This is a genomic window from Pseudomonas sp. LPH60, from assembly GCF_030718165.1.
Taxonomy (GTDB): domain Bacteria; phylum Pseudomonadota; class Gammaproteobacteria; order Pseudomonadales; family Pseudomonadaceae; genus Aquipseudomonas; species Aquipseudomonas danubii.
The window spans coordinates 220375-244060 of the sequence record NZ_JAVAJH010000007.1 but is presented as its reverse complement, the minus strand read 5'-3'; the positions used below and the strand labels follow the sequence as shown (position 1 = coordinate 244060).

Genomic DNA, 23686 nt, shown 5'->3' with positions numbered 1-23686 from the left:
GGGCATCTGGCCGCTTGAGGAAATGGGCAAAGGTCACGCCGGCGGCGAAGCGCTTACCGCGGAAAAGTCTTTGAGTTGTTCGAGACGCCGCTGCTGTTCCAGCAGGCGATTCTGCCGGTCGCGGATCAGGTCCTGGTCGCCGGCGTTGAAGGTCGGTGCGGGCAAGAGGGCGGCAATCGCCATGTGCAAAGGGCCAGCCAGCTGCAGGCAGGACAGCACACAGCACACAGCACACAGCACAACCTCATCCTGAAGGTGGAGATGGACATATTCGATCCTTCGAAAGGGCAGCAAGGGTTACGACAGGACGGACGATGCTAATGTGCCACTATTGTGGCGTCAAATAAGCGCTGAACGCCTAGAAAAACTGCGTGTACCCCCGGAATACGGGCCTTGCAGTGGGCGCCGATACTAGATTGACCCCGGCAACCGACACATCAGACGCTTCTGAATTTTCAGGAAAGGTTTCTTGTCAGCGGACTGTTGATCCGCCAGCAGACAGCGCCTAACTCACCGACGACAAGACAAAGGAAGTCACGGTGTTTTCCACCCCGGGCAAGGCGGCGATGTCATTCCACACCCGGTGCACCCGCTCCGCGGTGGCGGCGCTGACCCGCACCAGTACATCGAACTCGCCGCTGAGCACTTCGCACTGGACGATCTCCGGCATCGCCCGCAGGGCCTGCAACACCTCGGCGCCGCGCATGCGGTCGTAGCGGTAGACGAAGATCAGCGCATTGATCCGGGTATCCGCCCCGCGCCCTTCGCCCACGCGAATGGTGTAGCCCTGGATCGCGCCGTCGCGCTCCAGGCGTTCGATGCGCTGGCGCACGGCATTGCGCGACAGGTTGACCTTGGCCGCCAGCTCGGCATGAGCCGCCCGGGCATTGACGCTCAGCTCGGCCAGGATGCGCTCGTCCAGAGGATCCAGAATCCGCTTCATACAGCCCCCTTGAACCGGTCCATCACAGTGCCTTCAGGCAATGCAGCAATGCGGCAAAATCATCCGCCGCCAGGGTCTGCCACTGCAGCGTCGAGGGCGCTGCCACCGGTGGCGGGACCACCCCGGGAATGCCCAGCGAGCCCAGCAGCCGCGCCGACTTGGCCGGTGCGATTTCCCCCAGGGTGACCATCGGTGCCACCAGACTGCGGCGGTACAGGCGCGCCGCCAGCACCCCGGTGGCGGCGTGGGGATCGATGACGTAGCCGGTATCCCGGTACAGGCTGACGATCTCCTTGCCGGTCTCTTCGTCGCTGACCGAATAGGAGTCGATGATCATCCGCGCCTGCAGCCAGGCCTCGTTGTTCAGGCTCATCTCGCCGCTGTCCTCGAACCCCCGCATCAGCGCCGCCACCGCCTGCGGGTCCTGGCCATACAGCTCCCAGACCAGACGTTCGAGGTTGGCGAACAGCGACAGGTCCATGGCCGGCGACAGGCTCTGGCGGGCCTGCCCGCGGGAGTAGCGGTTCTTCAGGAACAGCTGATGCAGCGCGTCATTGCTATTGGTGGCGACAATCATCTGGGTGATCGGCAGGCCCATCTTCTGCACGATGTAGCCGGCATAGACTTCGGCAAAACTCGCCGCCGGCACGCTGAAGCCGATGGGTCGCTGACCGCCGCCCAGTTGCAGCACGGCATGGAAATACAGCACCAACTGGGCCATGACCCCCACCCAGTTGCTGGAGTTGAAGCCGATCGCCTCGTGCTCGGGCAAAGGCCACTGGCGCAGCAGGCGGCTGACCAGGGTCTGGCAGTCGTCGAAACTGCCCTGTACCGCAAAGCGCCACAACCCCGGGTGATGCGCCGCCTGCAACTGCCGCCCCTGCTGCTCGGGCACGCCGTGCTGCGGGTAGAACACCAGCACCTGGGTCTGCGGGCAATCCTTGAAGGCGTCGATCGCCGCCAGCCCGGTGTCGCCGTTGCTGGCGCCCACCAGCACCCCGCGACGCTGCCGGCGCTGGAGAAAGTAGCTCACCAGCTGGGCCTGCAGGCGTGCGGCAAAGTCCTTGGCCGAACCGCTGGGGCCATGAAACAGCTCCAGCAGCCATTCGTTGCGATCAATCTGCCGCAAAGGCGCCACAGCACGATGGCCAAAACCGCTGTAGGCCCGGTGCAGCAACGCCTTGAAGTCAGCCTCGGGCAGGCTGTCGCCGACAAAGGGGCTGAGCACGCGAAAGGCCAGTTCGGGGTAATCCAGGGTCGACCAGTTGGCGATTTCCTGGGGGCTGAAACACGGCAGCCGCTGCGGCACATACAGCCCGCCATCGGCGGCCACGCCGGACAAAACCACGGATGCAAAATCCACCTGTTCAGCGGCACTGCGGGTACTCACATAGCGCATGCTTGGCTCCGGCCAGTCATTTATAGCGATGGGCCTGCTCCACCAGCCAGGTGGAGAACTTCAGCGCATCGGGGTGTTGCTCGGCATCGGCGCCGCGCACCAGATAAAAGGATTCGCTGGCCTCGATACGCTGCTCGAAAGGCTCCACCAGGCGCCCGTCGGCCAGCATTTCAGCGACCATCGAGGAACGGGCCAGGGCCACGCCCTGGCCCAGTTCGGCCATGCGCAGGGTCGAGATCAGGGTGTCGAACTGCATGCCCCGGGACGAGTCCACGCCTCTGGCGCCGGCACGCTTGAGCCAGTAGCCCCAGCCCTCCTCATAGCCCAGTACATGCAGCAGTTGATGCCGGGCCAGATCGTCCGGCACCTGCAGTGGCAAGCGCGCCAGCAAGGCCGGGGCGCAGACCGGGAACAGGCTGTCCCAGGTCAGGCGCTGGGCCACCAGCCCCGGCCAATGACCGCGGCCCCAGCGGATCTCCATGTCGTCCTCGCCGTCCAGTTCCTTGACCCAGATATTGCTGATGTAGCGAAGGTCCACTTGGGGCTGGGCCTGCTGGAAGGTCACCAGCTTGGGCGCCAGCCAGTGGACGAAGAACGCCAGGCTGCCGCGCACCTTGATCGGCCGGTGCTGGTGCTGGCCGAAGATCTCGTTGGTGCCCACCGCCAGCCGGGTAATGGCGTCCTGCACCACCGGCAGGTAGGAGCGCCCCTCCTCGGTCAGGTCCAGGCCCCGGGGCAGGCGCTTGAACAGCGCCACCCCGAGGTGGCTTTCCAGTTGGCGGATCTGCTGGCTCACCGCACCCTGGGTGAGGAACAGTTCCTCGGCGGCGTGGGTGAAGTTCAGGCAGCGGGCGGACACTTCGAAGGCGCGCAGCCAGTTCAGCGGGGGCAAGCTTTTCTGCTTCATGGCCTGACTCTCATGGACACCCTGGAGACCGCTCCCGTTCTTCAGCCCTGAAGGGCATCGGACGAGCGTGCCAGAGGTGCCAGGGCCAGGCGCCGCTGGCGGCTACTGCGGGTAATGTAATACACGAAGTAGCACCAGGCGATGAAGGGCACACCGAAGTACAGGGCCACTCGCTGCTCGGGGTCGAAGCCGATGCCGACACAGGCCAGGGCGCAGCAGAACAAGGCCCCCAGCGGCACCCAGGGGTAGCCGCGGACACGGAACTTGAGCTCGCGCACATCACCGCCATTGGCCACGTAGTGACGGCGGAAGGCGATCTGGCTGGCGGCGATGCTCATCCACACCACCACCACCGCCAGCCCGGAAATCGACACCAGGGCCAGGTAGATGGTGTCCGGCGCGAACACACTACTGAGCAGCGAGGCCGCACCGCCGGCCATGCTCACGATGATCGCGTTGAGCGGCGTGCCCATGCGGGTCAGGGCCGAGAACTGCTTGGGCAGATGGCCCTGGTCGCTCAGGGTCCAGAGCATCCGCGAGGCGGCGTACAACCCGGAGTTGGCGGCGGACAGCAGCGCGCTGATGATCACGAAGTTCATGATGTCGGCCGAGTACGGAATGCCGATGTAGGTGAACACCGTGACGAACGGACTTTCCACCAAACCGGCCTGCTCCCGGGGCAACAGGGTGGCGAGGACGAAGATGGTGCCGACGAAGAAGATCGCCAGGCGCAGCACCGTGGTGCGGATCGCCCGTGGCACATTGCGTTGCGGGTCGCGGGTTTCACCGGCAGCAATGCCGATCAGCTCAGTGCCGGAGAAGGCGAAGGACACCGCCAGCAGGGTCATGGCAATCGGCATGAAGCCGGTGGGGAACAACCCCTCGCGGGTGAAGTTGCTCAAGCCGATGCTGTGGGCCTGATCGATGTTCAACAGGCCCAGGATTGCCCCGCCACCCACCACCAGGAACACCAGCACGGTGATCACCTTGACTAGCGACAGCCAGAACTCGGTCTCGGCGAACAGCCGCACCGAGACCACGTTGGACAAAAACACCACCAGGGCGAACAGCGCGCTCCAGATCCACACCGGGGTGTCGGGAAACCAGCGGGTCATGAGGATACCGGCGGCGGTGAATTCCGAGCCAATGGCCACGGTCCAGGTCAGCCAGTACAGCCAGGCCACGGTGTAGCCGGTGCCAGGGCCGAGAAAGCGCGTGGCGTAGGTGCTGAAGGAGCCGGTCTCGGGCATCTGCACCGCCAGCTCGCCGAGGCACATCATCACCATGTACACCATCAGCGCGCCGATGATGTAGGCGATCACCGCACCCAGCGGGCCGGCCTGGTTCACCGTGTAGCCGGAGGTGAGGAACAGCCCGGTGCCGATCACCCCGCCAAGGGCGAGCATGACGATGTGCCGGGTCTGCATTTCTTGCTTGAAGCCGCCGCGCAAGTCGGTCTGTTGTTCTTGTAGGGACATGATGGTTCTCATGAAAGTTGTCAGGGCAAGTCTCAATTTCTGCGACTGTGGAAATGGGCAGAAAACAAATCGGATGCCGCCAGGTTTTTATTGTTATTCCTCTTCATGAAGCCCCCACGGGCTGCCTTGCTGTGGGGGTATTGCGCGCTCTTTCAGTGGGCCACCTCGACCCGGGCATTCAGGGAAGGGACGGCGCCGGGCGCCGGGTTGTGCTTGAGCGATTGGCGCAGCCAGGCAAAGGCCTGTTGCAGATCCGCCAGCAGATCATCGGTGTCTTCGATGCCCACCGAGATCCGCACCAGGCCTTCGGAAATGCCCAGGGCCTGGCGCTCTTCCAGGGTGTTCTCCACATGGCTGGTGGTGCGCGCCGGGCCGTAGATGGTTTCCACCGCCCCCAGGTTGCCGGCGCAGTGCGCGTAGCGCAGGCGCGGTAACAGCAGCTTGACGCTGTCCATGCCGCCCACCAGGACAAAACTGACGATGGCGCCGAAACCGCGCATCTGCGCACAGGCCACGGCGTGATTCGGGTGGCTGGGCAACCCCGGATAATTCACCGCTTCCACCAGCGGCTCGTTGAGCAGGAACTGCGCCAGTTGCGCCGCGCTGTGCTGTTGCTGGCGCATGCGCAGGGCCAGGGTCTTGATCCCGCGGATGATCAGGTAGGCCGAGAACGGATCGAGGCTGGCGCCGTTGATTTCCCGGTAATGGCGCACCTGACTCATCAGCGCCTCGCTACCGCAGGCCACGCCACCCAGCACATCGCCGTGGCCACTGAGGAACTTGGTGGCGCTGTGGATCACCACGTCAACGCCCAGGGCCAGGGGGTTCTGGTTCAGCGGCGTGGCGAAGGTGTTGTCCGCCACCACCAGGGCGCCGACCTGTTTCGCTGCGGTGACCAGACGCTGGATGTCGACGATCTTCAGGGTCGGGTTGGTCGGGGTCTCCAGGTACAGCAGGTCGCAACCCTGGGCGATCTCGGCTTCGATCTGCTGCTGGTCGAAGGTTTCGCAGAGGGTCACGGCCACGCCCATGCGCGGCAGGAACTCTTCGAAAATCTTGTTGGTGCCGCCGTAGCTGTCCTTGGTCGACACCACCCGCTGGCCGTGGCGCAGGAAGCTGTAGAGCACCCCGCTGATGGCCGCCATGCCGCTGCTGAAGGCCACCGCCGATTCGGCGTTTTCCAGGTCGCACAATTTGGCTTCCAGGGTTTCCACCGTGGGGTTGCTCATGCGGCTGTAGATGAAGCCCGGGGCCTTGCCCAGGGCCACGTCGTACCACTGGTCGATGTCGTCGTAGCCGTAGGCGGCGCTGGCGACAATCGGGGTTTGCGTGGCGTTGTAAGGGTGACGGACTTGCTCTCCGCCCCAGACCACGCGAGTGGCGGTCCCGGGATTTTCCAGCCCTGTGCGTTCAGGTTTTTTATTCATTGCAACGGCTCACCATAGAGGGCGCGCGGCCTGTTGCCGCGCTGGATCTGGTGGCCAATATAGAGAAAAGCCCAAGCCCCGAGAAACGATGTTATCGGGGCCAAAGGGGCGGTTTTTTTAATGCCTCGCCGATCGGGAAAACGCCCATCGCGCGGAGACTTTCAAGCCACCCTTGCGCGCCGGCCATCCACCTTGCGAAGCTGACGACCGCCTGATCGAGCGCCCCACACCACCAGGAACGGCCATGAACCGCACCGAGCACCTGGGCCTGATGGCCCGCTACAACCAATGGATGAACGCCAAGCTGTACAACGCCGCCATGAGCCTGCCCGAGGGGCAGATCGTCCTCGACCGCCAGGCGTTTTTCGGCTCGATCCTCGGCACCCTCAATCACCTGCTGGCCGGTGACACCATCTGGCTCAAGCGCTTTGCCCAACACCCGACGCAGCATCCGGCGCTGGCCCCGCTGCAGCAGGTGGCCCTGCCCCAGGACCTCAAGACCCTGCTGTTCCCAAACCTCGACGGGCTCTGGCAGCAACGCCAATGGCTGGATCAGTTGATCCTCGACTTCAGCCAGTCCCTGAGCGAAACCGACCTGGACAGCAGCCTGCATTACGCCAACACCCGGGGCGTGGTCGCCGAGCGCAATGTGTATGCCCTGCTGGTGCATTTTTTCAATCATCAGACCCATCACCGGGGCCAGGCCAGCACCCTGCTGACCCAAGCCGGCGTGGACATCGGCGATACCGATCTGTTGCTGTTGATTCCATCAGCGCTCTGATCGGGTGCCGACTATTTATTCGAGCCTATCTAGCGTGCGCCCCAGGCTTCTGCGACGATGCGCACGGCAAAAATCTGCTCGCTAAGGAATGGCATCATCAAAGCCCTCAACGCTGTACTTCTGTTATCCGCAATATCCCTGACGGGCTGCGGCACCCTGATCGCCCGCACGCCCAACGCCCATAGCGGCTACGACTACTACAAAGGCACCCAGGCCAATATCGAGCTGCTGACCATGCGTGGCTCCAGTGGCTACGACGGCTACGCCACGGTCTTCTGCTGGGTCAGCATCGTCTGCCCGGTGGTGGCCATCGTCAGCCTGCCGGTGGATGCCGTGGCCGACACCGCGCTGCTGCCCTATGACGCGATGAATCACTGATTCGCGCCCGACCCTGTTTCGCCCCTGCGTGGAAGCCCGATCATCCGAATCCTCCATTACCTGTTGTTGCTCAACACCCTGCTGCTGTCCGGCTGCGGCACCTACATGACTCGCGGCAATGCCCTGGACTTTCGCGACGACCGCTACTACCGCAGCGTCAAGACCAACGCCCAAGTACTCACCGGCTATGACATGGGCTACGCACGCATGATCACCGGCGGCTGCTGGGTGACGGTGGTGTGCCCGATCCTGCTGGTGGCCAGCCTGCCCCTGGATGCGGCGCTCGACACCGTGCTGCTGCCCTACGACGCGTTCCAGCCGGAACGGCCCCAGCGCAACAGGCACGTGGACATGAAGGAGATTCCCGAGGAAGAGCTGCCGGCATTGCCCATCAGTGCCGAGGTGCAAGACCCGACGGCCCACACCCCGCCCATCACCCCGCAGGTTGATTGAACCCCGTCAGGCGGGCTCGCGCCGTGTCATGGCGCCACCGGGCTAGGCCTGATCCAGCGCACACCGCGGCGCCATCTGCTGCTCCAGGCAGCAGCGCCGCCCCAGCCGATCCACCTGCGGGCGACCGAACAGATAACCCTGCCCCCACTCGCCACCACAGGCGGTGGCCAGGTTCTGGTCGCTGTCCGTCTCCACCCCTTCGATGATCACGCACGGCGCCAGGGTCTTGCACAGCTGCACCAGGTGGCTGAGGGTCTGGGCGCTGTTGAGTTCACCGCGGGCGCGCTGGATATAGCCCTTGTCGATCTTGACGATGTCCGGCCGGGTCTGGCGGATGAATTCCAGGGTGCCCAGGCCCGCGCCGAAATCGTCGATGGCCACCCGGCAGCCCAGCTCCCGCAGGCACAGGACGAACTCGCAGGCCGCCTCAATGCTCGGCGGCGTAGCGCTTTCGGTGATCTCGATCACCAGGCGCGCGGCCACTGAGGGTGAGTCGCGCAGCACCTGCTGAATCGGCAACCAGAAGCCGTCGATGATCGCGCTCTGGGCGGAAATATTGCACCCCAGGCGCAGGCGTTCATCACGCTGCAGCGCATCGATCACGCAGCGCACCACGCTTTGATCGAGCTCGCGCATCAGTTGGTGTTTTTCCAGCAGCGCCAGAGGATAGACTTCGCCGCCCTGAGCATCGATGTGGCGCAGCAAGCTTTCGTGGTACAGCACCCGGCTGCTGTCGGGCAGCCACACCACCGGCTGGAACGCCAGCATCAGGCGGCCCTGGGCCAGTTCACGATAAAAGTCTCTGACGCTTTGCATGACAACTCCCCGGGCAAGACAACGGCACCCTCGCGGCGAACCGGATGCGACGCGCTGGCCGTCACCCTTTCCAAGGGCCCTGGCCGAACATGATCGACCCCGGCACAGGCCTTGAGGAAGTGTTCCTGGATACCTTTCGCTTGTCCTCGGAAACGCGCGGCACTGCCGAATCATCTGTGGCCCCGTGTTTATTGCAATCATGCCAACGGCCTCTCCGATATCACTAAGCCATCAGTCCAGGAAGACCTATGCATAGAATGACCAGCGCCAGCTTTAGGGTGCTTGCCGATGTCATGAATGAGGGCGGCGCCCACGTCGAAACCTTGCTCAAGCAATTGGGCAGCAGCCTGCGGGATGTGTATGAAAACCCCAAGGGCGTGAGGCTGGAACTGGTCTATCAGGTGATACAGGAAGCGGTGCGCCGCACCGGCAAGCCGGACCTGGGCCTGCTGGCCTACAGCAAAGCCCATCCGGCCAACCTGGAGGCATTGGGGTATGCGGTGATGTCCTGCGCCACCCTGGGCATCGCGCTGCAACGCCTGGTGGATTACCACGCGCTGATCAGCAACGGCTTCTGCATGTGCCTGGAGCGCAAGCCGCAGATGCTGACCCTGATCGGCTTCGACGTGGCCAGCGAACCCTCGATGATGCCCCGGGCCTTTATCGACGCCGGCGCGGCCCAGACCCTGGGCCTGCTGCACTGGCTGTTGCCGCAGCACAAAGTGCAGCCCCTGGCGGCCACCTTCACCTACGAGGAGCCGCTGGACACCGGGTCCCTGCGCCAGCTGCTGGGAGACAACCTGCAGTTCTGCGCGCCCTACAACAGCCTGTCCTTCAGCAGCCAGGATTGCGCCATTGCCCTGCCCACCGCCGACCCGGCCCTGGATGTGCTGCACCTGGAGTACGCGCGTAACCGCCTCAACCTGCTGCACAACGGTTCGATGACCGCCCGGGTCCGTCGAGCGTTGTCCGAACGCCTGGCCCAGGGTGCACCGAGCGACCTGCCGAACATCGCCCAGATCGTCGGGGTCAGTACCCGCAGCCTGCAACGCCGCCTGGGACATGAAGACGTGCATTTCTCGGCCTTGCTGGACGAAGCCCGCTTGATGCTGGCCCACAGCTTCCTGCGCAACTCCATGCGCAGCGTCAAATACATCGGCGCCCTGCTGGGCTTTCGCGACCAGAGCAGCTTTCACAAGGCCTGCCTGCGCTGGTTCGGCATGACCCCGGGGCGCTACCGCGAGCAGTGAGCCGCGGGAAACGACAACGCCGAGCGAAAGCTCGGCGTGAAGGGAACGCAAGGTGGATCAGTGAGCGGCCAGCTGCGGCTGGACTTGCGGCATGGCCGAGGAGTGATGGTTGAGGATCTTCCACTGGCCATCGATGCGCTCGTACAGGAAGGTGTAGCGCGCCTGGACCTTCTCGCTCTTGCCGGACGCGTCGGTCAGGGTGAAGGTGTAGACGCCGCTGTCCAGGGCGGCATCCGGGCCCAGGTGACGGATTTCACGGTAGTTGATCTGACCTACCGGCTTGGACGCCAGGAAGTGCTCGAAGTAGTCCTGGATCTGTGCGTGAGTGCTGCGCACCTGGTTGGACACGGTCGGCTGCAACACTGCGTTCGGCGCATACAGGCTCACCACCGACTGCGGGTTGCCGGTCTGCAAGGCGCTGTTCCAGCGATCGAACAGGCCGGCGATCTCGCGGTCCTGGGCCGCTTGCGGCTGCTCGGCAACGGCGCTGTAGACATAGGGCTTGACCTCGGCGGCCACAGCCAGTGGAGCGGTGAAGGCGAAAAACAGGGCCAGGGCAGTGGTTTTCAGTTTCATACGATTTCTCCAGTGGGTTTCAATGAGCCACACTTTGCCCATCGCCGTCGTCCGCGCCATCGGCCAACTGGAGCTTTCGGCCTATGCCATTCGGCAGATAGGCGTGACGTGCAGCAGCGGGTCTAATGCCCGCTTTTGTTCAACCGCAGCGCCGCCGCACTGGAGCAACGCCATGTCCACCCCATCCTTCGACCCCGCCAGCGCCCTGGCCCTGCGCAGCCAGTATCGACAGTCCCAGAGCCGCGCCGCGCGCCTGCGACTGCTGGTGGACACCGGCCAGGAACTGTTGCAACTGCCCCCCGAGCAGATGCGCCAGCGGGTGGTGCAACGGGCCTGCGCCTTCGCCGCCATGGACCACGGGCTGCTGCTGGAATGGACCGAGGATGGCGTGATCCACACCCGCGCCGCCCTGGGTCATGAAGAACGCCTGCAAGGCCTGCGCGCCCTGGCCGATCACCCGCAATGGCCGGAGCCGCCGCCGACCCCGGACAGCGCCGTGCTGCGCGTGCTCTTGCACCGCGCCGACGGCCGCGCCTTCGGCGCCCTGCTGCTGGCCAACAGCGTGCCCATCAGCCCGCCGGACAGCGAAGACCTGGAATCCCTGCAACTGCTGGCCACCCTGCTGGCGGCGCACCTGGAAAACCATCGTCTGCTGCGCGACCTGCAAGCCCGGGAGCGCAGCATGTCGGAGCTGGTGCAACGCCTGTTCAGCGCCCAGGAAGACGAACGCAAACGGGTCGCCTATGACCTGCACGACGGCCTGGCGCAAACCCTGGCCGGGCTGCACCAGCGCCTGCAGGGCTTCGCCGGGCGCTGTCCGCCGTTGCCCGCCGAGCTGCACCAGGACCTGCAGACCATCCTGCAACTGGCCCAGGGCTGCGTCGGCGAAGGCCGGCAACTGATCGGCGGCTTGCGCCCCCACGTGCTCGACGACTTCGGCCTGCTGCGGGCCATCGACCGCGAGGCCGACCGCCTGCGCGACGCCGGTCTGCTGGTGTACTGGGGGCAACGCGCGCCGCAGCGCCTGCCCGATGCGGTGGAGATCGCCCTGTTCCGCATCGCCCAGGAAGCCATCAACAACATCCTCAAGCACGCCCGGGCCTCGCAGGTGCACCTGAGCCTGGCCCTGGAAGACGGCCTGGCGCTGCTCGGAGTCAACGATGACGGTTGCGGATTCGTCAGCTCGCCGGCCCCGGTGGCCGAGCAGTTGGGTCAGGTCGCCATGCATGAGCGCGCCCATCTGCTGGGCGGCCATTTCAGCTGCGACAGCCGGCCCGGCAGCGGCACCCGGCTGCTGGCCAGCGTGCCCGTGCAACCCTTGGAGCAAGCGCCATGAGTAGCCTGATACGCCTGGTCCTGGCGGACGACCATGAAGTGACCCGCACCGGCTTCGTCGCCCTGCTGGCGGGCAACCCGGAGTTCGAGGTGGTGGGCCAGGCCAGGGACGGTGAAGAAGCCCTGGCCCTGTGCGAGCAACTGCGCCCGGACATCGCCATCCTCGACATCCGCATGCCGCGGCTCAATGGCCTGGGGGCCGCGCGCCTTCTGCAGCAGCGCCAGCCCGAGGTCAAGGTGGTGATCTTCACCATGGACGACAGCCCCGATCACCTGGAAGCGGCCATGACCGCCGGCGCCGTGGGCTACCTGCTCAAGGACGCCAGCCGCGACGAAGTGATCGGCGCCCTGCAGCGGGTGGCCCAGGGCGAGGAAGCCCTCAACAGTGCGGTCAGCGCGCGCCTGCTGCGACGCATGACCGAACGCGGCAACGGCCAGATACCCCAGGCCCAGGCCCTGACCGCCCGCGAGCGCCAGGTGCTGGGGCTGGTGGCCGGCGGCTTCAGCAACCGCGAGATCGGCGAAAAGCTCGGCATCACCACCGGCACCGCCAAGGCCCACGTCGAGCGGGTGATCGGCAAGCTCGGCGCCTCCGACCGCACCCAGGCAGCGGTGCGCGGCATCGCCCTGGGACTGGTGGCCCAGCCCAGCGGGCAGTGGCCATGAACCTGCGCAGCGCCCGGCGCTGGGCCGACCTGCCGCTGCGGGGCAAGGCGCTGGTGGTGATCTCCCTGCCCCTGGTGATCCTGCTGCTGTCCCTGGTGCTGATCTACAGCGCCGAACGCCAGACCGCCCGCGCCGAAGAAGACGTGCGCCGGGTGCTGCTGGTGCAGGGCGACATCCAGACCGTGCACACCCTGCTGGCCGAGGCCGCGGCCAGCGTGCGCGGCTACCTGCTGACCCGCAGCGAGGACTTCCTGCCCGCCTACCTCCAGGCCCGTCCGCAGATCGAAGCGGCCCTGCAACGCCTGGACCGCAACGTGCGCGACACGCGCATGCGCGAGTACCTGCACACCATCACCCCGCTGATCCAGACCAAGCTCGAAGGCCTGGTGGCCCTGCGCAACGGCAGCCGCGACGACAGCGCCACGGTGACCGCGATCCTCATCGACAACAAGCAGGTGCTGGACGTGCTGCGTGAACAGATCAGCGCCATGCGCATCCACGAGGATGCGCTGCTGGCCGAACGCACCGCGGCCGCGGCGGCAACCCGCATGCGCCTGCTGTTCGCCACCCTGCTGGCCGCCGGTTGCGGGCTGTTTGGCGCCATCGTCGCGGTGCTGCTGCTGTCCCGGGGCATCGTCACCCGGGTGCAGCAGGTCCAGGGCAACGCCCAGCGCCTGGCCCTGGGTCAGCCCCTGCTGCCGCAAGCCCCGGAGCTGGATGAAATCGGCCAGCTGGGCACACGCCTGGTGGAAGCCGGGCAACTGCTGGCCGAGCGCGAGCGCGCCCTGCGCGACAACGAGGAACGCCTGCGGCTGATCATCGATGGGGTCAAGGACTACGGGATCTTCGCCCTGGACACCGCCGGCATGGTCACCACCTGGAACTTCGGTGCCGAACGGATCAAGGGCTACCGCGACCAGGAAATCATCGGCCGCCATTTCTCCCTGTTCTACCTGCCGGAGGAATGCCCGCAGCACCCGGACATGGCCCTGCGCGAAGCCACCGCCCACGGCCACTACATGGAAGAAGGCTGGCGCTGCCGCAAGGACGGCAGCCGCTTCTGGGCCAGCGTGGTGATCACCGCGCAATACGACGCCAGCGGCGCCCTGCGGGGGTTCTCCAAGATCACCCGGGACATCACCGACCGCCGCGCCGCGGAAATCGCCCTGGGCACCGCCCGCGAAGAAGCCGAAAGCGCCAGCCGCGCCAAGAGCGAGTTCCTCTCGCGCATGAGCCACGAACTGCGCACGCCGCTCAATGCCATCCTCGGTTTCGCGCAATTGCTCGACATGGACTCCAGCGCCGGCCAGCGCCCCCAGGTCGGGCATATCCTGCGGGCCGGCCAGCACCTGCTGGGGCTGATCAACGAGGTGCTGGACATCGCCCGCATCGAAGCCGGGCGCCTGCCGCTGAACGTCGAACCCATGCCCCTGGCGGCGGTGCTGCATGAGGCCCTGACCCTGGTGTCGCCGATGGCCACCGACGCCGGCATCCAGCTCAGCGCCTTGCCGGAACTGCCCGCCGACAGCGGGGTGATTGCCGATCGCCAACGCCTGATCCAGGTCCTGCTCAACCTGCTGTCCAACGCCATCAAGTACAACCGCGCCCAGGGCCGGGTCAGCATCGAGGTGACCCTGGAAGAAGCGCGCCTGCGCATTGCCGTGATCGACACCGGGGCCGGGATTGCCGCCGACCAGTTGCAACGCCTGTTCAAGCCTTTCGAACGCCTGGACGCCGATCCCAAGGTCGAAGGCACCGGCCTGGGCCTGGCCCTGAGCAAGAGCCTGCTGGAGATGATGGATGGCAGCCTGGAGGTGCACAGCACAATGGGCAGCGGCAGCCGCTTCATCCTCGAACTGCCCTGTGTGCGCCTGCCCGATGCCCCGCTCGCAACGCCCCTGGCCACCCCGGCGCTGAAGCCGCCGACGCTGCCCACGCCCAGCCCCTATCGGGGCAAGATCCTCTGCATCGAAGACAACCTGCAAAGCCTGGCGCTGATCGAAACCCTGCTGCAGCGCCGCCCGGGTATTCAGTTGCTGTCGAGCATGCAGGGCCAGCTGGGCCTGGACCTGGCCCGCCAGCACTCACCGCAGATGATCCTGCTGGACGTCAACCTGCCGGACCTGCAAGGCCTGGAAGTGCTGCAACGGCTGCGGGCCTCCGGCAGCACCGCCAGCACGCCGATCCTGATGATCACCGCCGACGCCAGCGAGCTGACCCAGCGCAGCCTGCTGGAAGCCGGCGCCACGGCGATTCTCACCAAGCCCATTCACATCCCGGCGTTCTTCGCCCACCTGGACGCCTGTTTAGCGGAGCCCCTATGACTGCCGATATGCGCATCCTCATCGTCGATGATCAGCGCCCCAACCTCGACCTGATGGAACAGCTGCTGGCCCGCGAAGGCCTGCACAACGTCCTGAGCAGCACCCAGCCGCTGCGCACCCTGGAGCTGTTCAACAGCTTCGAGCCGGACCTGGTGATCCTCGATCTGCACATGCCCGAGTTCGACGGTTTTGCCGTGCTCGAACAGCTCAACCGGCGGATTCCGGCCCACGACTACCTGCCGATCCTGGTGCTCACCGCCGACGCCACCCGCGACACCCGCCTGCGGGCCCTGGCCCTGGGCGCGCGGGACTTCATCAGCAAGCCGCTGGACGCCCTGGAAACCCTGCTGCGGATCTGGAACCTGCTGGAAACCCGGGCCCTGTACAAGACCCTGCGCACCCTGGTGCCGCCGGAGCAGATCGCACTGCTGCGCCCATCAAAGGCCTGACCTGTCGCGTCTGTCGCACCTGTCGCATCGTCGCACCTGCCGCATCGTCGTATCGTCGTATCGTCGTATCGTCGTATCGTCGTATCGTCGCACCGTCGCACCTGCCGCACCGTCGCACCCTGTAGCCGCTGCCGCAGGCTGCGAACGGCCCGAAGGGACGTAGGGTTCTTAAGATCGATAGAGGTTCGACGGGAGGTCGCCAAGCAAGGTCCTGCGGACCTTTGCGCAGCTTCGCGGGCTCAGCAGCGGCTACAGGAATCGCGGGGGTTCAGAGGTCGCGGAAGAACTCGCCGGGGGTGGCGTCGAACTGCTGGCGAAACGCGGCGATAAACGCCGAGGTCGAGTCATAGCCGCAGGCCAGGGCCACATCGGTGACCCGCTCGCCCTGCTCCAGCGGGGTCAGCGCGCCGAGCAGGCGCAAGCGTTGGCGCCAGGCGCGAAAGGTCAGCCCGGTGTCCTTGAGAAACAGGCGGCTGAGGGTCTTCTCCGTAACCCCGAGCTTCTGGCTCCACTGGCCCAGGGTGGTCGGCTGCTCCGGGTGCGCCTGCAGGCTGCGGTAGATCGTGCGCAAGCGCGCGTCCAGGGGCAGCGGCAGCATCAGGTCCAGTTGCGGCGCGGCAGCCAGCTGGTCCAGCAGGACCTGGGCCAGGCGGCCGTCGGCGCTGTCCTCGACATACTCAACCGGCAATTCGCTGAAGGCGCGGATCAGTTCCCGCAACAGGCTGCTGACCGCCAGCACCTGGCAGCTGTCGGTGGCCGCCCAGGCGGTGACGCTGCAATCCAGGTACAGGCTGCGCATTTCGGTGCGCGGCGAGCTGAACACCCGGTGCGGCACCCCGGCGGGAATCCACACCGCGCGCTGCGGCGGGGCAACAAAGCGTCCGCCAAGGGTCTGGATCTCCAGCACGCCCTGGATCGCATAGGACAATTGCACCCAGGGGTGACTGTGGCGCCGGGTCAGGGCCCGGTTGGGCAAGGATTCGGTGCGCCCGTACACCGGTCGCGGCAGACTCGGCAGCCCGGGAATACTGCGGCGGACGATCTTTTCATGTCCTTTAGGCGGCATTAATGGGCTCCTTGGCGTTAGTCGGTAAACCGCAGCCACGTTAGAGTCGCCCCACTGCACTTGGCAACCCCCGGATGAAACCGCTATGACTCGCTCACGTCTTTTGCCCGACAACTTCACCCTGACCCTGATCGGCGTGGTCCTGCTGGCCAGCTTCCTGCCGGCCAGCGGCCAGGTGGCGGTCGGCTTCGGCTGGCTGACCAACCTCGCCATCGGCCTGCTGTTCTTCCTTCACGGCGCCAAGCTGTCGCGGGAGGCGATCATCGCCGGGGCCGGCCACTGGCGCCTGCACCTGTTGGTGTTCAGCTTGACCTTCATCCTGTTTCCGGTCCTGGGGCTGGCACTCAAGCCGCTGCTGTCGCCGCTGGTGGGCAACGACCTGTACCTGGGCATGCTGTATCTGTGCGCGCTACCGGCCACGGTGCAATCGGCGATCGCCTTCACCTCCCTGGCCCGGGGCAATATCCCGGCGGCCATCTGCAGCGCCGCGGCGTCGAGCCTGTTCGGCATCTTCCTCACCCCGCTCCTGGTCACCCTGCTGCTGAACGTGCACGGCGATGGCGGCTCGACCCTGGATGCGATCATCAAGATCAGCGTGCAGTTGCTGCTGCCATTCATCGCCGGGCAGATCGCCCGGCGCTGGATCGGCGCCTGGGTCGGGCGCAACAAGCACTGGCTGCGCTTCGTCGACCAGGGCTCGATCCTGCTGGTGGTCTACGGCGCCTTCAGCGAGGCGGTGAACGAAGGCATCTGGCACCAGATCCCGCTGTGGGAACTGGGCGGGCTGGTGGTGGCCTGCTGCATCCTCCTGGCCCTGGTGCTGCTGGCCTCGAGCTTTCTCGGCAAGCTGTTCGGCTTCGACCAGGAAGACCGCATCACCATCCTCTTCTGCGGCTCGAAAAAGAGCCTGGCCACCGGCGTGCCCATGGCCCAGGTGCTGTTCGCCGGCAGCACCATGGGCGTGCTGATTCTGCCCCTGATGCTGTTCCACCAGATCCAGCTGATGGTCTGCGCAGTGCTGGCCCAGCGCTACGCCAAGCGCCCGGAATCGGTGGCCGAGCTGATGGGCCAGGTCGACCCGTAACGCTTCCGGAAAGGCGGCCCGGCAGCTGGCCGGGCCTGCGCGCAGATGGTGATGAAGCATGCGCAATGGCATGATGCCGCGGCGAAAATCATCAAGGACCGCCGATGTTTCCCCATCGAATTCAAGCCCCCAGCCAGGCCGACCTGGAACTGCAGGTGAGCGCCCGCCTGGAGGCCGATGACCAGGCCCAGGTCATCGTCCAGTTCGCCAAGGCCGAACAGTACGACGGCGAGCTGCTGAATGAGCTCGACACGCTCTGCGCCCGTTTCGGTGAACGCCTCAAGGTGCGTTTCTACAGCCATTACCCGGGCAGCGCGTTCGATGCCCGGGTGTTGCTGGCCCTGCCCCATGTGCAGTCCCTGAGCCTGGATTGCCTCGACAGCCTGGAGCACTACGAGGCCATTGGCAGCCTGCACCGGGTCAGGGACTTTGCCCTGCAGGTCATCAGCGCCGAACTGCCGGGCCTGTTGGCCCTGCCCAACTTGAGGCGGTTGCAAACACTGCGCCTGTCCCTGGACAAAGGCCCGGCCATCGACCTGGCGCCACTGGCCGCCATGCCCGAGCTGCACACCCTGTCCCTCAGCGTACAAACCCATCACCTGGACGTGCTCAGCCAGTGCCCGGGCATCAGCCACCTGGACCTGCACCGCATGCCGGCCAAGACGCCCCTGGGGATGGTCGCCGGCATGAGCGGCCTGCGCAGCCTCTCGGTGACCTTCGGCAGCCGCGAGCAGATGCCGGAGCTGCGCAACCCGCAGGTCAAGGAGCTGGAGATCATGCGGGTGCGCGGCCTCAACCGCCTGGACCTGGACGGCTTTCCACAGCTTGAAGCGCTGAAGATCGAGGACCAGGCGCAACTCGGCCAACTGGACCTGAGCGGTGCGCCGCAGTTGCGCAAGCTGAGCCTGATCAACCTCAAGAACCTGGGAGTGATCAACCACCTGCACACCTCGACAATCGCCGACCTGCGCCTGATCAAGATCCCACAAGTGGACCTGCTGGCCCTGATCGAGCAACAGCTACCGCCCAGCCTGCAGCACCTGAAGTTGCACAGTGGCAAACGCGCCGTGGACCAACAGATCGAGGCCCGGCAACAGCAACTGGGCATCCCGGAACCCCGTGGCCCATATTGACCCACCCTTGTGGGAGCGAGCTTGCTCGCGAAGGACGTCAACGATAACCCGCACTCACAGGAAACCTGCGGCGCTTTGGAGATCATCGCGAGCAAGCTCGCTCCTACAGAACAGCATCAACCTCACCGCTCCACCCTTTCGGACCTGATAAGGAGATCTCATGTCCTTTGTTCCCGGCTTTACCGAACTGCTGCTCAATCACCTGAAAAAAGACGAGCGCCAGCGCATCCTCAAATCCATCATGGTCAGCGCCGCTCCCGAACTCTGGTTGAGCCTGGAATCGGCGGCGTTGCTGGACATCAATCGCGAGCACTTCGGCCTCGGCGGCCAGCTGGATCAACGCGACGACTACCGCCCCAGCCACATCAGCGTTCCTCGCTGCAACGTCCCGCGCTGGCTGATCGCCGCCGAGCGGCGCAAGGTGGATATCTGGGTCGAGGACAGCTACGGCGAAAAGGCCGCAACCGCCATCGAGTTCAAGGTGGTGCACAACAATAAGAATGCCTATTACAAGATCTGGGAAATCCGCAAGGACCTGGTCAAGCAGATCCCCCGCACCAGTCCCGATGAGCGCATCGAGCGCTGGGGCATTGTGCTGCTGAGCTACTCACGCTTCTACAGTGACCAGCAAGGCAACTACAGCTATGGCAAGTTCGACAGTTGCCAGGCGTTTCTCGACGCTTTCGAGAATGGCCTGAACGACAACAACGAGTGGTACGCCGACGCACCGGAGCTGGAACTGGAGATGAAACCAACCCGGATAGCCGACCTGGACGACGCGCATTACATCGAACCCGGGAAAGGCTCGGGGGTGTATCTGGCGCTGGTCCGGTGCAAGGCCTGAGGCTGGCCTGCAGTGCACCCATCGCCCCTGCGCAGAAATCGACAGCGCGGCGACAGTGGCCAGACGCTCAGCGTGGCGTAGCCGGGCATGCTGTATGACATGATGCCGCGCGACAAGCTTCAAGGACCGCTGATGTTTCCCCATCGAATCAAAGCACCGACCCAGGCCGACCTGCGCCTGCAGGTCGGTGCCCGGCTGGAGGCCGATCCGCGGGCCCGGGTCATCGTCCAGTGGCACAGCGTCGAGCAATACGATTGCCAACTGCTGGAACAGCTCGATGCCCTCTGCGCACGTTATGGCGAGCGCCTTACCGTGCGTTTCTACAACCACTATTCGAGCAGAGGTTTTGATGGCCGGACCTTGCTCGCCCTGCCCAACGTCCACTCGCTGAGCCTGGACGGCCTCGAAACCCTGGAACATTTCCAGGCCATTGGCAGCCTGCACCTGCTCAGGGAGCTTGCTCTGGAAGTCTTCCGCGCCGAGCTGCCCGGGCTTCTGGCCCTGCCCAACCTCGAACGCCTGCACAGCCTGCGGCTCTCCCTGGACCAGGGCCCGGCCATCGATCTGGCGCCGATTGCCCGCATGTCCGAGTTGCAGAGCCTGCACATCAGCCCGCAGAGCCATGACCTGGAGATTCTGAGCCAGTGTCCGAGCATCAGCACCCTGAGCCTGCGTCGCCTGCCGGCCGAGACAACCCTGGGGATGGTCGCCGGCATGAGCGGCCTGGCAGTCTGTCGGTGGCGTTCGGCAGCCGTGAGCAGATGCCTGAGCTACATAATCCCTACGTCAGGGAGCTGGAGATCATGCGGGTTCGCGGCCTCAACCGCCTGGACCTGGACGGCTTTCCACAGCTTGAAGCGCTGAAGATCGAGGATCAGGCGCAATTGAGCCGGCTGGACCTTGGCGGGGCGCCGCAGTTGCGCAAGCTGAGCCTGAACAACCTCAAGACCCTGGGGAAAATCAGCGGCCTGAAAACCTCGAACATCGCTGACCTGCGCCTCATCAAGGTTCCTCAGGTGGATGTACTAACACTGATCGATAGCCAACTGCCGCCCAGTGTGCAGCACCTCAAGCTACTCAGTGGCAAACACAGCCTGGACAAACAGATCGCAGCCCGGCAACAGCAACTGGGCATCCCAGAACCCCGCTGCCCGTATTGACCCACCCTTGTGGGAGCGCGCTTGCTCGCGAAGGACGCCAACGATAATGCGCACTCGTTGGGAATAGGCGGCGCTTTGGCAAGCATCGCGAGCAAGCTCGCCCCCACAAACATGACCACACTCCTGGCGCGCAGTGGCACTCCGCCGCTGTGCTAACGTTCGCCAACGTCCCGGCCTGAAACCCTGCCCATGTCGATCACTGAAAATCTCTTGGCCTTCACCCTGGCCGCCACCCTGCTGACCCTGACCCCAGGCCTGGACACTGCCCTGGTACTGCGCACCGCCACCGTGGAAGGCAAGCACCAGGCCCTGCGCGCGGCCTTGGGCATCAACGCCGGTTGCCTGCTCTGGGGCGCGGCCGTGGCTTTCGGCCTGGGGGCAGTGATTGCAGTGTCGGAACTGGCCTTCAACCTGTTGAAGTACTGCGGCGCCGCCTACCTGGCCTGGCTGGGGCTGAACATGCTGTTGCGCCCGCGCCGCTCGTTTGCTCCGGCCAACCCGGACGGCAGCCCCGGCACCCACTGGTTTCTCAAGGGCCTGCTGGGCAACATGCTCAACCCCAAGGTGGGGGTTTTCTACGTGTCCTTCCTGCCGCAGTTCATTCCCCAGGGACAGCCGCTGGTGCTCTGGACCTTCGGTCTGGTGAGCATTCACGTGGTGCTGGGGCTGATCTGGTCCCTGCTGCTGATTGGCGCCACCCGCTCCCTGAGCGGGATGCTGCAGCGGGAAAAGGTGATCCAGTGGATGGACCGCACCACAGGGATGATCTTCGTGCTGTTCGCCGCGCGCCTGGCCTTGAGCAGGCGTTGAACATCGCGCCCCTCAAACCTCGGCCAGCACCGCCCCACGCTCCTCCAGCAACTTCACAAAACTGCTCAAACTCTGGGACACGGTGCCGCGCCGCCAGACCAGCCAGGTGCGCAGGAAGCGAAAGCGCGGCGACAGCGGCCAGACGCTCACCGTGGCGCAGCCGGGCATGCTTTCCAGCATGCTGCGGGGCATCAGCGCCAGCCCGGCGCCGGCGCTGACGCAGGCCAGCATGCCGTGGTAGGACTCCATTTCGTGGATCTTGCCCGGCACCGCGGCGTCCTGGGTGAACCAGCTTTCGAAGTGATGGCGGTAGGAACAGTTGGCGCGAAAGGCGTAGATGCTTTCGCCGTTGACCTCCCGCGCTCGGGTGATGGGCGCGTGCCCCAGGGGCGCGATCAGGACCATTTCTTCCTCGAACACCGGCAGCCCTTCCAGGGCCGGGTGGCGCACCGGGCCGTCGACGAAGGCCGCCACCAGACGCCCGGAGAGCACGCCGTCGATCATGGTCCCCGAAGGGCCGGTGGACAGGTCCAGCTCGACCTTGGCGTATTGCTGGTTGTAGGCCGCCAGCAGCGCCGGGATGCGCACCGCCGCCGTACTCTCCAGCGAGCCCAGGGCAAACGGGCCCTGGGGTTCCTCGCCGGCCACGGTCAGGCGCGCTTCGGCCACCAAGTCGAGAATGCGCCGGGCGTAGTCGAGGAAGTTCCACCCGGCGGGCGACAGGCGCAGGCGGCTCTTCTCGCGGATAAACAGCTCCACCCCCAGGTCCTGCTCCAGTTGCTTGATCCGCGTGGTGAGGTTCGACGGCACCCGGTGGATCAATTGCGCGGCGGCGCTGATGCTGCCCTGCTCGGCAACGGCCTTGAAAATTTCCAGCTGGACCAGATCCACAGCATTCTCCAAACATGAATGACTCGCTCAATATTATTCAGTTTTCAGCAAAGATCCAGCACCGTAACCTGCCGTCATTCCCACCTTGCAGGACGGTGCCATGAACCTTGTTTCCAGCCACACCCACGCCTTGTCGATCAACCCCGCCACTGGCGAGCAGATCGGCGCCTACCCCTACCAGTCCGAGGCTGAAAGCGACGCCACCCTGGAGCGCGCCGCCCGCGGTTTTGCCCTGTGGAAGCGCCAGAGCGTCGCCGCCCGCGCCGCGCACCTGACCGCCCTGGCCCAGGCCCTGCGGGACAACAGCGAGGCCATGGCGCGGATGATCAGCCAGGAAATGGGCAAGCCCCTGCCCCAGGCCCGCGGCGAAATCGAAAAGTGCGCCCAGCTGTGCCTGTGGTACGCCGAGCACGGTCCGGCCATGCTGGCCCCGGAAGCGACCCTGGTGGAAAACAACAAGGCGCGCATCGAGTACCGCCCCCTGGGCCCGCTGCTGGCGGTGATGCCGTGGAACTTCCCGATCTGGCAGGTGCTGCGCGGCGCGGTGCCGGCGCTGCTGGCCGGCAACACCTACGTGCTTAAGCACGCGCCGAACGTCATGGGCAGCGCCTACCTGCTGCTGGACGTCATGCAGCGTGCCGGTTTCCCTGAAGGCGTGTTCGAGCTGCTCAACGTCACCCCGGACGGCGTGTCCCGCGCCATCGCCGACCGCCGCATCGCCGCCGTGACCCTCACCGGCAGCGTGCGCGCCGGCATCGCCATCGGCGCCCAGGCCGGCGCCGCGCTGAAGAAATGCGTACTGGAACTGGGCGGTTCCGACCCCTTTATCGTGCTCAACGACGCCGACCTGGACGAAGCGGTCAAGGCCGCGGTGATCGGCCGCTACCAGAACACCGGCCAGGTCTGCGCCGCCGCCAAGCGCCTGATCATCGAGCAAGGGGTGGTCGCGGAATTCACCCGCAAATTCGTCGAGGCCACCCGCGCCCTGGTGATGGGCGACCCGCTGGCCAGCGACACCTACCTCGGCCCCATGGCCCGCTTCGACCTGCGTGACGAGCTGCACCAGCAAGTCCAGGCCACCCTGGCCGAAGGCGCCACCCTGCTGTTGGGAGGCGACAAGGTCGAAGGCGCCGGCAACTACTATCAGCCCACGGTGCTGGCCGACGTCACCGAGCAGATGACCGCCTTCAGGCAGGAACTGTTCGGCCCGGTGGCCGCCATCATCAGCGCCCGGGACGCGCAACACGCCCTGGCGCTGGCCAACGACAGCGAGTTCGGCCTCACCGCGACGATCTTCACCCAGGACCTGGAACGGGCCCGGCAGATGACCGACGAACTGGAAACCGGCGGCGTGTTCATCAACGGCTACAGCGCCAGCGACCCTCGGGTGACCTTCGGCGGGGTGAAGAAAAGCGGCTTCGGCCGCGAGCTGTCGCACTTCGGCGTGCGCGAGTTCTGCAACGCGCAGACGGTGTGGCTGGATCGGCGTTAAGGTCGATCACCGGGCTTCAGCCAG

24 protein-coding genes and 1 pseudogene are annotated in these 23686 nt (G+C 65.4%); 15 read left to right on the top strand and 10 right to left on the bottom strand.

From position 1 onward, the window contains the following. Positions 1-36: 36 nt before the first annotated feature. The 6 genes and pseudogenes from Q8O96_RS24475 to Q8O96_RS24450 all read right to left on the bottom strand — a co-directional run. Positions 37-240: pseudogene (locus tag Q8O96_RS24475) on the bottom strand (ShlB/FhaC/HecB family hemolysin secretion/activation protein); the annotation flags it as partial. Positions 241-505: 265 nt separating this feature from the next. Then, a complete protein-coding gene (locus Q8O96_RS24470) occupies positions 506-943 on the bottom strand; it encodes an Lrp/AsnC family transcriptional regulator (protein ID WP_060840062.1) in 438 nt (145 codons plus the stop codon). Between the two features lie 22 nt (positions 944-965). After that, a complete protein-coding gene (gene thrC / locus Q8O96_RS24465) occupies positions 966-2342 on the bottom strand; it encodes a threonine synthase (protein WP_207166185.1) in 1377 nt (458 codons plus the stop codon). A 16-nt stretch (positions 2343-2358) separates the two neighbouring features. Then, positions 2359-3249, bottom strand: a complete 891-nt coding sequence (locus tag Q8O96_RS24460) for a LysR substrate-binding domain-containing protein (protein ID WP_115580450.1) — start codon at positions 3247-3249, stop codon at positions 2359-2361. Between the two features lie 41 nt (positions 3250-3290). Continuing rightward, on the bottom strand, positions 3291-4727 hold the full coding sequence (locus Q8O96_RS24455) for an amino acid permease (RefSeq protein ID WP_102864785.1): 1437 nt from the start codon (positions 4725-4727) through the stop codon (positions 3291-3293). Positions 4728-4879: 152 nt separating this feature from the next. After that, complete coding sequence (locus tag Q8O96_RS24450) at positions 4880-6154, bottom strand: cystathionine gamma-synthase family protein (protein ID WP_115580451.1); 1275 nt, start codon at positions 6152-6154, stop codon at positions 4880-4882. Between the two features lie 244 nt (positions 6155-6398). On the opposite strand from Q8O96_RS24450, the gene Q8O96_RS24445 reads away from it, so the two are divergent. From Q8O96_RS24445 to Q8O96_RS24435, 3 genes are all read left to right on the top strand, one after another. Then, positions 6399-6935, top strand: a complete 537-nt coding sequence (locus tag Q8O96_RS24445) for a DinB family protein (RefSeq protein WP_250330103.1) — start codon at positions 6399-6401, stop codon at positions 6933-6935. 57 nt (positions 6936-6992) lie between these two features. Next, positions 6993-7313 carry a YceK/YidQ family lipoprotein gene (locus Q8O96_RS24440; protein WP_102864782.1) on the top strand — a complete coding sequence of 107 codons (321 nt, stop codon included), beginning with the start codon at positions 6993-6995 and terminating at the stop codon, positions 7311-7313. A 63-nt stretch (positions 7314-7376) separates the two neighbouring features. Beyond that, positions 7377-7766: a YceK/YidQ family lipoprotein gene (locus tag Q8O96_RS24435; protein WP_242553878.1), complete on the top strand. Its 390-nt coding sequence runs from the start codon at positions 7377-7379 to the stop codon at positions 7764-7766. Between the two features lie 42 nt (positions 7767-7808). Here the strand turns inward: Q8O96_RS24435 and Q8O96_RS24430 are convergent, their stop codons facing one another. Continuing rightward, positions 7809-8582: an EAL domain-containing protein gene (locus Q8O96_RS24430; protein WP_305949563.1), complete on the bottom strand. Its 774-nt coding sequence runs from the start codon at positions 8580-8582 to the stop codon at positions 7809-7811. Between the two features lie 248 nt (positions 8583-8830). On the opposite strand from Q8O96_RS24430, the gene Q8O96_RS24425 reads away from it, so the two are divergent. Beyond that, the gene (locus tag Q8O96_RS24425; RefSeq protein ID WP_102864779.1) at positions 8831-9832 is read left to right on the top strand and encodes an AraC family transcriptional regulator; all 1002 of its coding nucleotides are present in this window, start codon (positions 8831-8833) and stop codon (positions 9830-9832) included. A 57-nt stretch (positions 9833-9889) separates the two neighbouring features. Here the strand turns inward: Q8O96_RS24425 and Q8O96_RS24420 are convergent, their stop codons facing one another. Continuing rightward, entirely contained in the window at positions 9890-10408 is a 519-nt protein-coding gene (locus Q8O96_RS24420) for an SgcJ/EcaC family oxidoreductase (protein WP_102864778.1), read from the bottom strand. Between the two features lie 172 nt (positions 10409-10580). Here Q8O96_RS24420 and Q8O96_RS24415 point away from each other — a divergent pair, with 172 nt between their 5' ends. From Q8O96_RS24415 to Q8O96_RS24400, 4 genes are read left to right on the top strand one after another with little or no spacing between them, the layout of a single operon-like run. Further along, on the top strand, positions 10581-11744 hold the full coding sequence (locus Q8O96_RS24415; protein WP_305949562.1) for a sensor histidine kinase: 1164 nt from the start codon (positions 10581-10583) through the stop codon (positions 11742-11744). Continuing rightward, positions 11741-12409 carry a response regulator transcription factor gene (locus Q8O96_RS24410; RefSeq protein WP_060840074.1) on the top strand — a complete coding sequence of 223 codons (669 nt, stop codon included), beginning with the start codon at positions 11741-11743 and terminating at the stop codon, positions 12407-12409. Before Q8O96_RS24415 ends, Q8O96_RS24410 begins: the two co-directional genes overlap by 4 nt. Further along, entirely contained in the window at positions 12406-14733 is a 2328-nt protein-coding gene (locus Q8O96_RS24405; RefSeq protein ID WP_060840075.1) for an ATP-binding protein, read from the top strand. Before Q8O96_RS24410 ends, Q8O96_RS24405 begins: the two co-directional genes overlap by 4 nt. Next, a complete protein-coding gene (locus Q8O96_RS24400) occupies positions 14730-15182 on the top strand; it encodes a response regulator (RefSeq protein WP_060840076.1) in 453 nt (150 codons plus the stop codon). The genes Q8O96_RS24405 and Q8O96_RS24400 overlap by 4 nt, the downstream gene beginning before the upstream one ends. Before the next feature lie 268 nt (positions 15183-15450). On the opposite strand, the gene Q8O96_RS24395 is transcribed toward Q8O96_RS24400, so the two are convergent. Next, the gene (locus tag Q8O96_RS24395) at positions 15451-16248 is read right to left on the bottom strand and encodes a helix-turn-helix transcriptional regulator (RefSeq protein WP_060844070.1); all 798 of its coding nucleotides are present in this window, start codon (positions 16246-16248) and stop codon (positions 15451-15453) included. Between the two features lie 85 nt (positions 16249-16333). Here Q8O96_RS24395 and Q8O96_RS24390 point away from each other — a divergent pair, with 85 nt between their 5' ends. The 6 genes from Q8O96_RS24390 to Q8O96_RS24365 all read left to right on the top strand — a co-directional run bounded on the left by Q8O96_RS24390 (position 16334) and on the right by Q8O96_RS24365 (position 21279). Beyond that, entirely contained in the window at positions 16334-17332 is a 999-nt protein-coding gene (locus tag Q8O96_RS24390) for a bile acid:sodium symporter family protein (RefSeq protein WP_060840078.1), read from the top strand. A 104-nt stretch (positions 17333-17436) separates the two neighbouring features. Beyond that, a complete protein-coding gene (locus Q8O96_RS24385) occupies positions 17437-18465 on the top strand; it encodes a hypothetical protein (protein WP_305949561.1) in 1029 nt (342 codons plus the stop codon). 160 nt (positions 18466-18625) lie between these two features. Then, complete coding sequence (locus Q8O96_RS24380) at positions 18626-19309, top strand: hypothetical protein (protein WP_305949560.1); 684 nt, start codon at positions 18626-18628, stop codon at positions 19307-19309. Positions 19310-19441: 132 nt separating this feature from the next. Next, on the top strand, positions 19442-20173 hold the full coding sequence (locus Q8O96_RS24375) for a hypothetical protein (RefSeq protein ID WP_305949559.1): 732 nt from the start codon (positions 19442-19444) through the stop codon (positions 20171-20173). After that, positions 20113-20469 carry a hypothetical protein gene (locus Q8O96_RS24370; protein ID WP_305949558.1) on the top strand — a complete coding sequence of 119 codons (357 nt, stop codon included), beginning with the start codon at positions 20113-20115 and terminating at the stop codon, positions 20467-20469. Before Q8O96_RS24375 ends, Q8O96_RS24370 begins: the two co-directional genes overlap by 61 nt. A 189-nt stretch (positions 20470-20658) precedes the next feature. Continuing rightward, positions 20659-21279 carry a LysE family translocator gene (locus Q8O96_RS24365; RefSeq protein WP_305949557.1) on the top strand — a complete coding sequence of 207 codons (621 nt, stop codon included), beginning with the start codon at positions 20659-20661 and terminating at the stop codon, positions 21277-21279. A 12-nt stretch (positions 21280-21291) separates the two neighbouring features. On the opposite strand, the gene Q8O96_RS24360 is transcribed toward Q8O96_RS24365, so the two are convergent. Next, entirely contained in the window at positions 21292-22170 is an 879-nt protein-coding gene (locus Q8O96_RS24360; protein WP_060841982.1) for a LysR family transcriptional regulator, read from the bottom strand. Between the two features lie 100 nt (positions 22171-22270). On the opposite strand from Q8O96_RS24360, the gene Q8O96_RS24355 reads away from it, so the two are divergent. Next, the gene (locus Q8O96_RS24355) at positions 22271-23662 is read left to right on the top strand and encodes an aldehyde dehydrogenase family protein (protein WP_305949556.1); all 1392 of its coding nucleotides are present in this window, start codon (positions 22271-22273) and stop codon (positions 23660-23662) included. The last annotated feature ends 24 nt before the right edge of the window (positions 23663-23686 follow it).

Excerpts from the sequence above, each read along its gene's own strand:
- Q8O96_RS24470 (WP_060840062.1), bottom strand. The coding sequence starts at position 943 with ATGAAGCGGATTCTGGATCCTCTGGACGAGCGCATCCTGGCCGAGCTG.
- thrC (WP_207166185.1), bottom strand. The coding sequence starts at position 2,342 with ATGCGCTATGTGAGTACCCGCAGTGCCGCTGAACAGGTGGATTTTGCA.
- Q8O96_RS24460 (WP_115580450.1), bottom strand. The coding sequence starts at position 3,249 with ATGAAGCAGAAAAGCTTGCCCCCGCTGAACTGGCTGCGCGCCTTCGAA.
- Q8O96_RS24455 (WP_102864785.1), bottom strand. The coding sequence starts at position 4,727 with ATGTCCCTACAAGAACAACAGACCGACTTGCGCGGCGGCTTCAAGCAA.
- Q8O96_RS24450 (WP_115580451.1), bottom strand. The coding sequence starts at position 6,154 with ATGAATAAAAAACCTGAACGCACAGGGCTGGAAAATCCCGGGACCGCC.
- Q8O96_RS24445 (WP_250330103.1), top strand. The coding sequence starts at position 6,399 with ATGAACCGCACCGAGCACCTGGGCCTGATGGCCCGCTACAACCAATGG.
- Q8O96_RS24440 (WP_102864782.1), top strand. The coding sequence starts at position 6,993 with ATGCGCACGGCAAAAATCTGCTCGCTAAGGAATGGCATCATCAAAGCC.
- Q8O96_RS24430 (WP_305949563.1), bottom strand. The coding sequence starts at position 8,582 with ATGCAAAGCGTCAGAGACTTTTATCGTGAACTGGCCCAGGGCCGCCTG.
- Q8O96_RS24425 (WP_102864779.1), top strand. The coding sequence starts at position 8,831 with ATGCATAGAATGACCAGCGCCAGCTTTAGGGTGCTTGCCGATGTCATG.
- Q8O96_RS24420 (WP_102864778.1), bottom strand. The coding sequence starts at position 10,408 with ATGAAACTGAAAACCACTGCCCTGGCCCTGTTTTTCGCCTTCACCGCT.
- Q8O96_RS24415 (WP_305949562.1), top strand. The coding sequence starts at position 10,581 with ATGTCCACCCCATCCTTCGACCCCGCCAGCGCCCTGGCCCTGCGCAGC.
- Q8O96_RS24410 (WP_060840074.1), top strand. The coding sequence starts at position 11,741 with ATGAGTAGCCTGATACGCCTGGTCCTGGCGGACGACCATGAAGTGACC.
- Q8O96_RS24405 (WP_060840075.1), top strand. The coding sequence starts at position 12,406 with ATGAACCTGCGCAGCGCCCGGCGCTGGGCCGACCTGCCGCTGCGGGGC.
- Q8O96_RS24400 (WP_060840076.1), top strand. The coding sequence starts at position 14,730 with ATGACTGCCGATATGCGCATCCTCATCGTCGATGATCAGCGCCCCAAC.
- Q8O96_RS24395 (WP_060844070.1), bottom strand. The coding sequence starts at position 16,248 with ATGCCGCCTAAAGGACATGAAAAGATCGTCCGCCGCAGTATTCCCGGG.
- Q8O96_RS24390 (WP_060840078.1), top strand. The coding sequence starts at position 16,334 with ATGACTCGCTCACGTCTTTTGCCCGACAACTTCACCCTGACCCTGATC.
- Q8O96_RS24385 (WP_305949561.1), top strand. The coding sequence starts at position 17,437 with ATGTTTCCCCATCGAATTCAAGCCCCCAGCCAGGCCGACCTGGAACTG.
- Q8O96_RS24380 (WP_305949560.1), top strand. The coding sequence starts at position 18,626 with ATGTCCTTTGTTCCCGGCTTTACCGAACTGCTGCTCAATCACCTGAAA.
- Q8O96_RS24375 (WP_305949559.1), top strand. The coding sequence starts at position 19,442 with ATGTTTCCCCATCGAATCAAAGCACCGACCCAGGCCGACCTGCGCCTG.
- Q8O96_RS24370 (WP_305949558.1), top strand. The coding sequence starts at position 20,113 with ATGCGGGTTCGCGGCCTCAACCGCCTGGACCTGGACGGCTTTCCACAG.
- Q8O96_RS24365 (WP_305949557.1), top strand. The coding sequence starts at position 20,659 with ATGTCGATCACTGAAAATCTCTTGGCCTTCACCCTGGCCGCCACCCTG.
- Q8O96_RS24355 (WP_305949556.1), top strand. The coding sequence starts at position 22,271 with ATGAACCTTGTTTCCAGCCACACCCACGCCTTGTCGATCAACCCCGCC.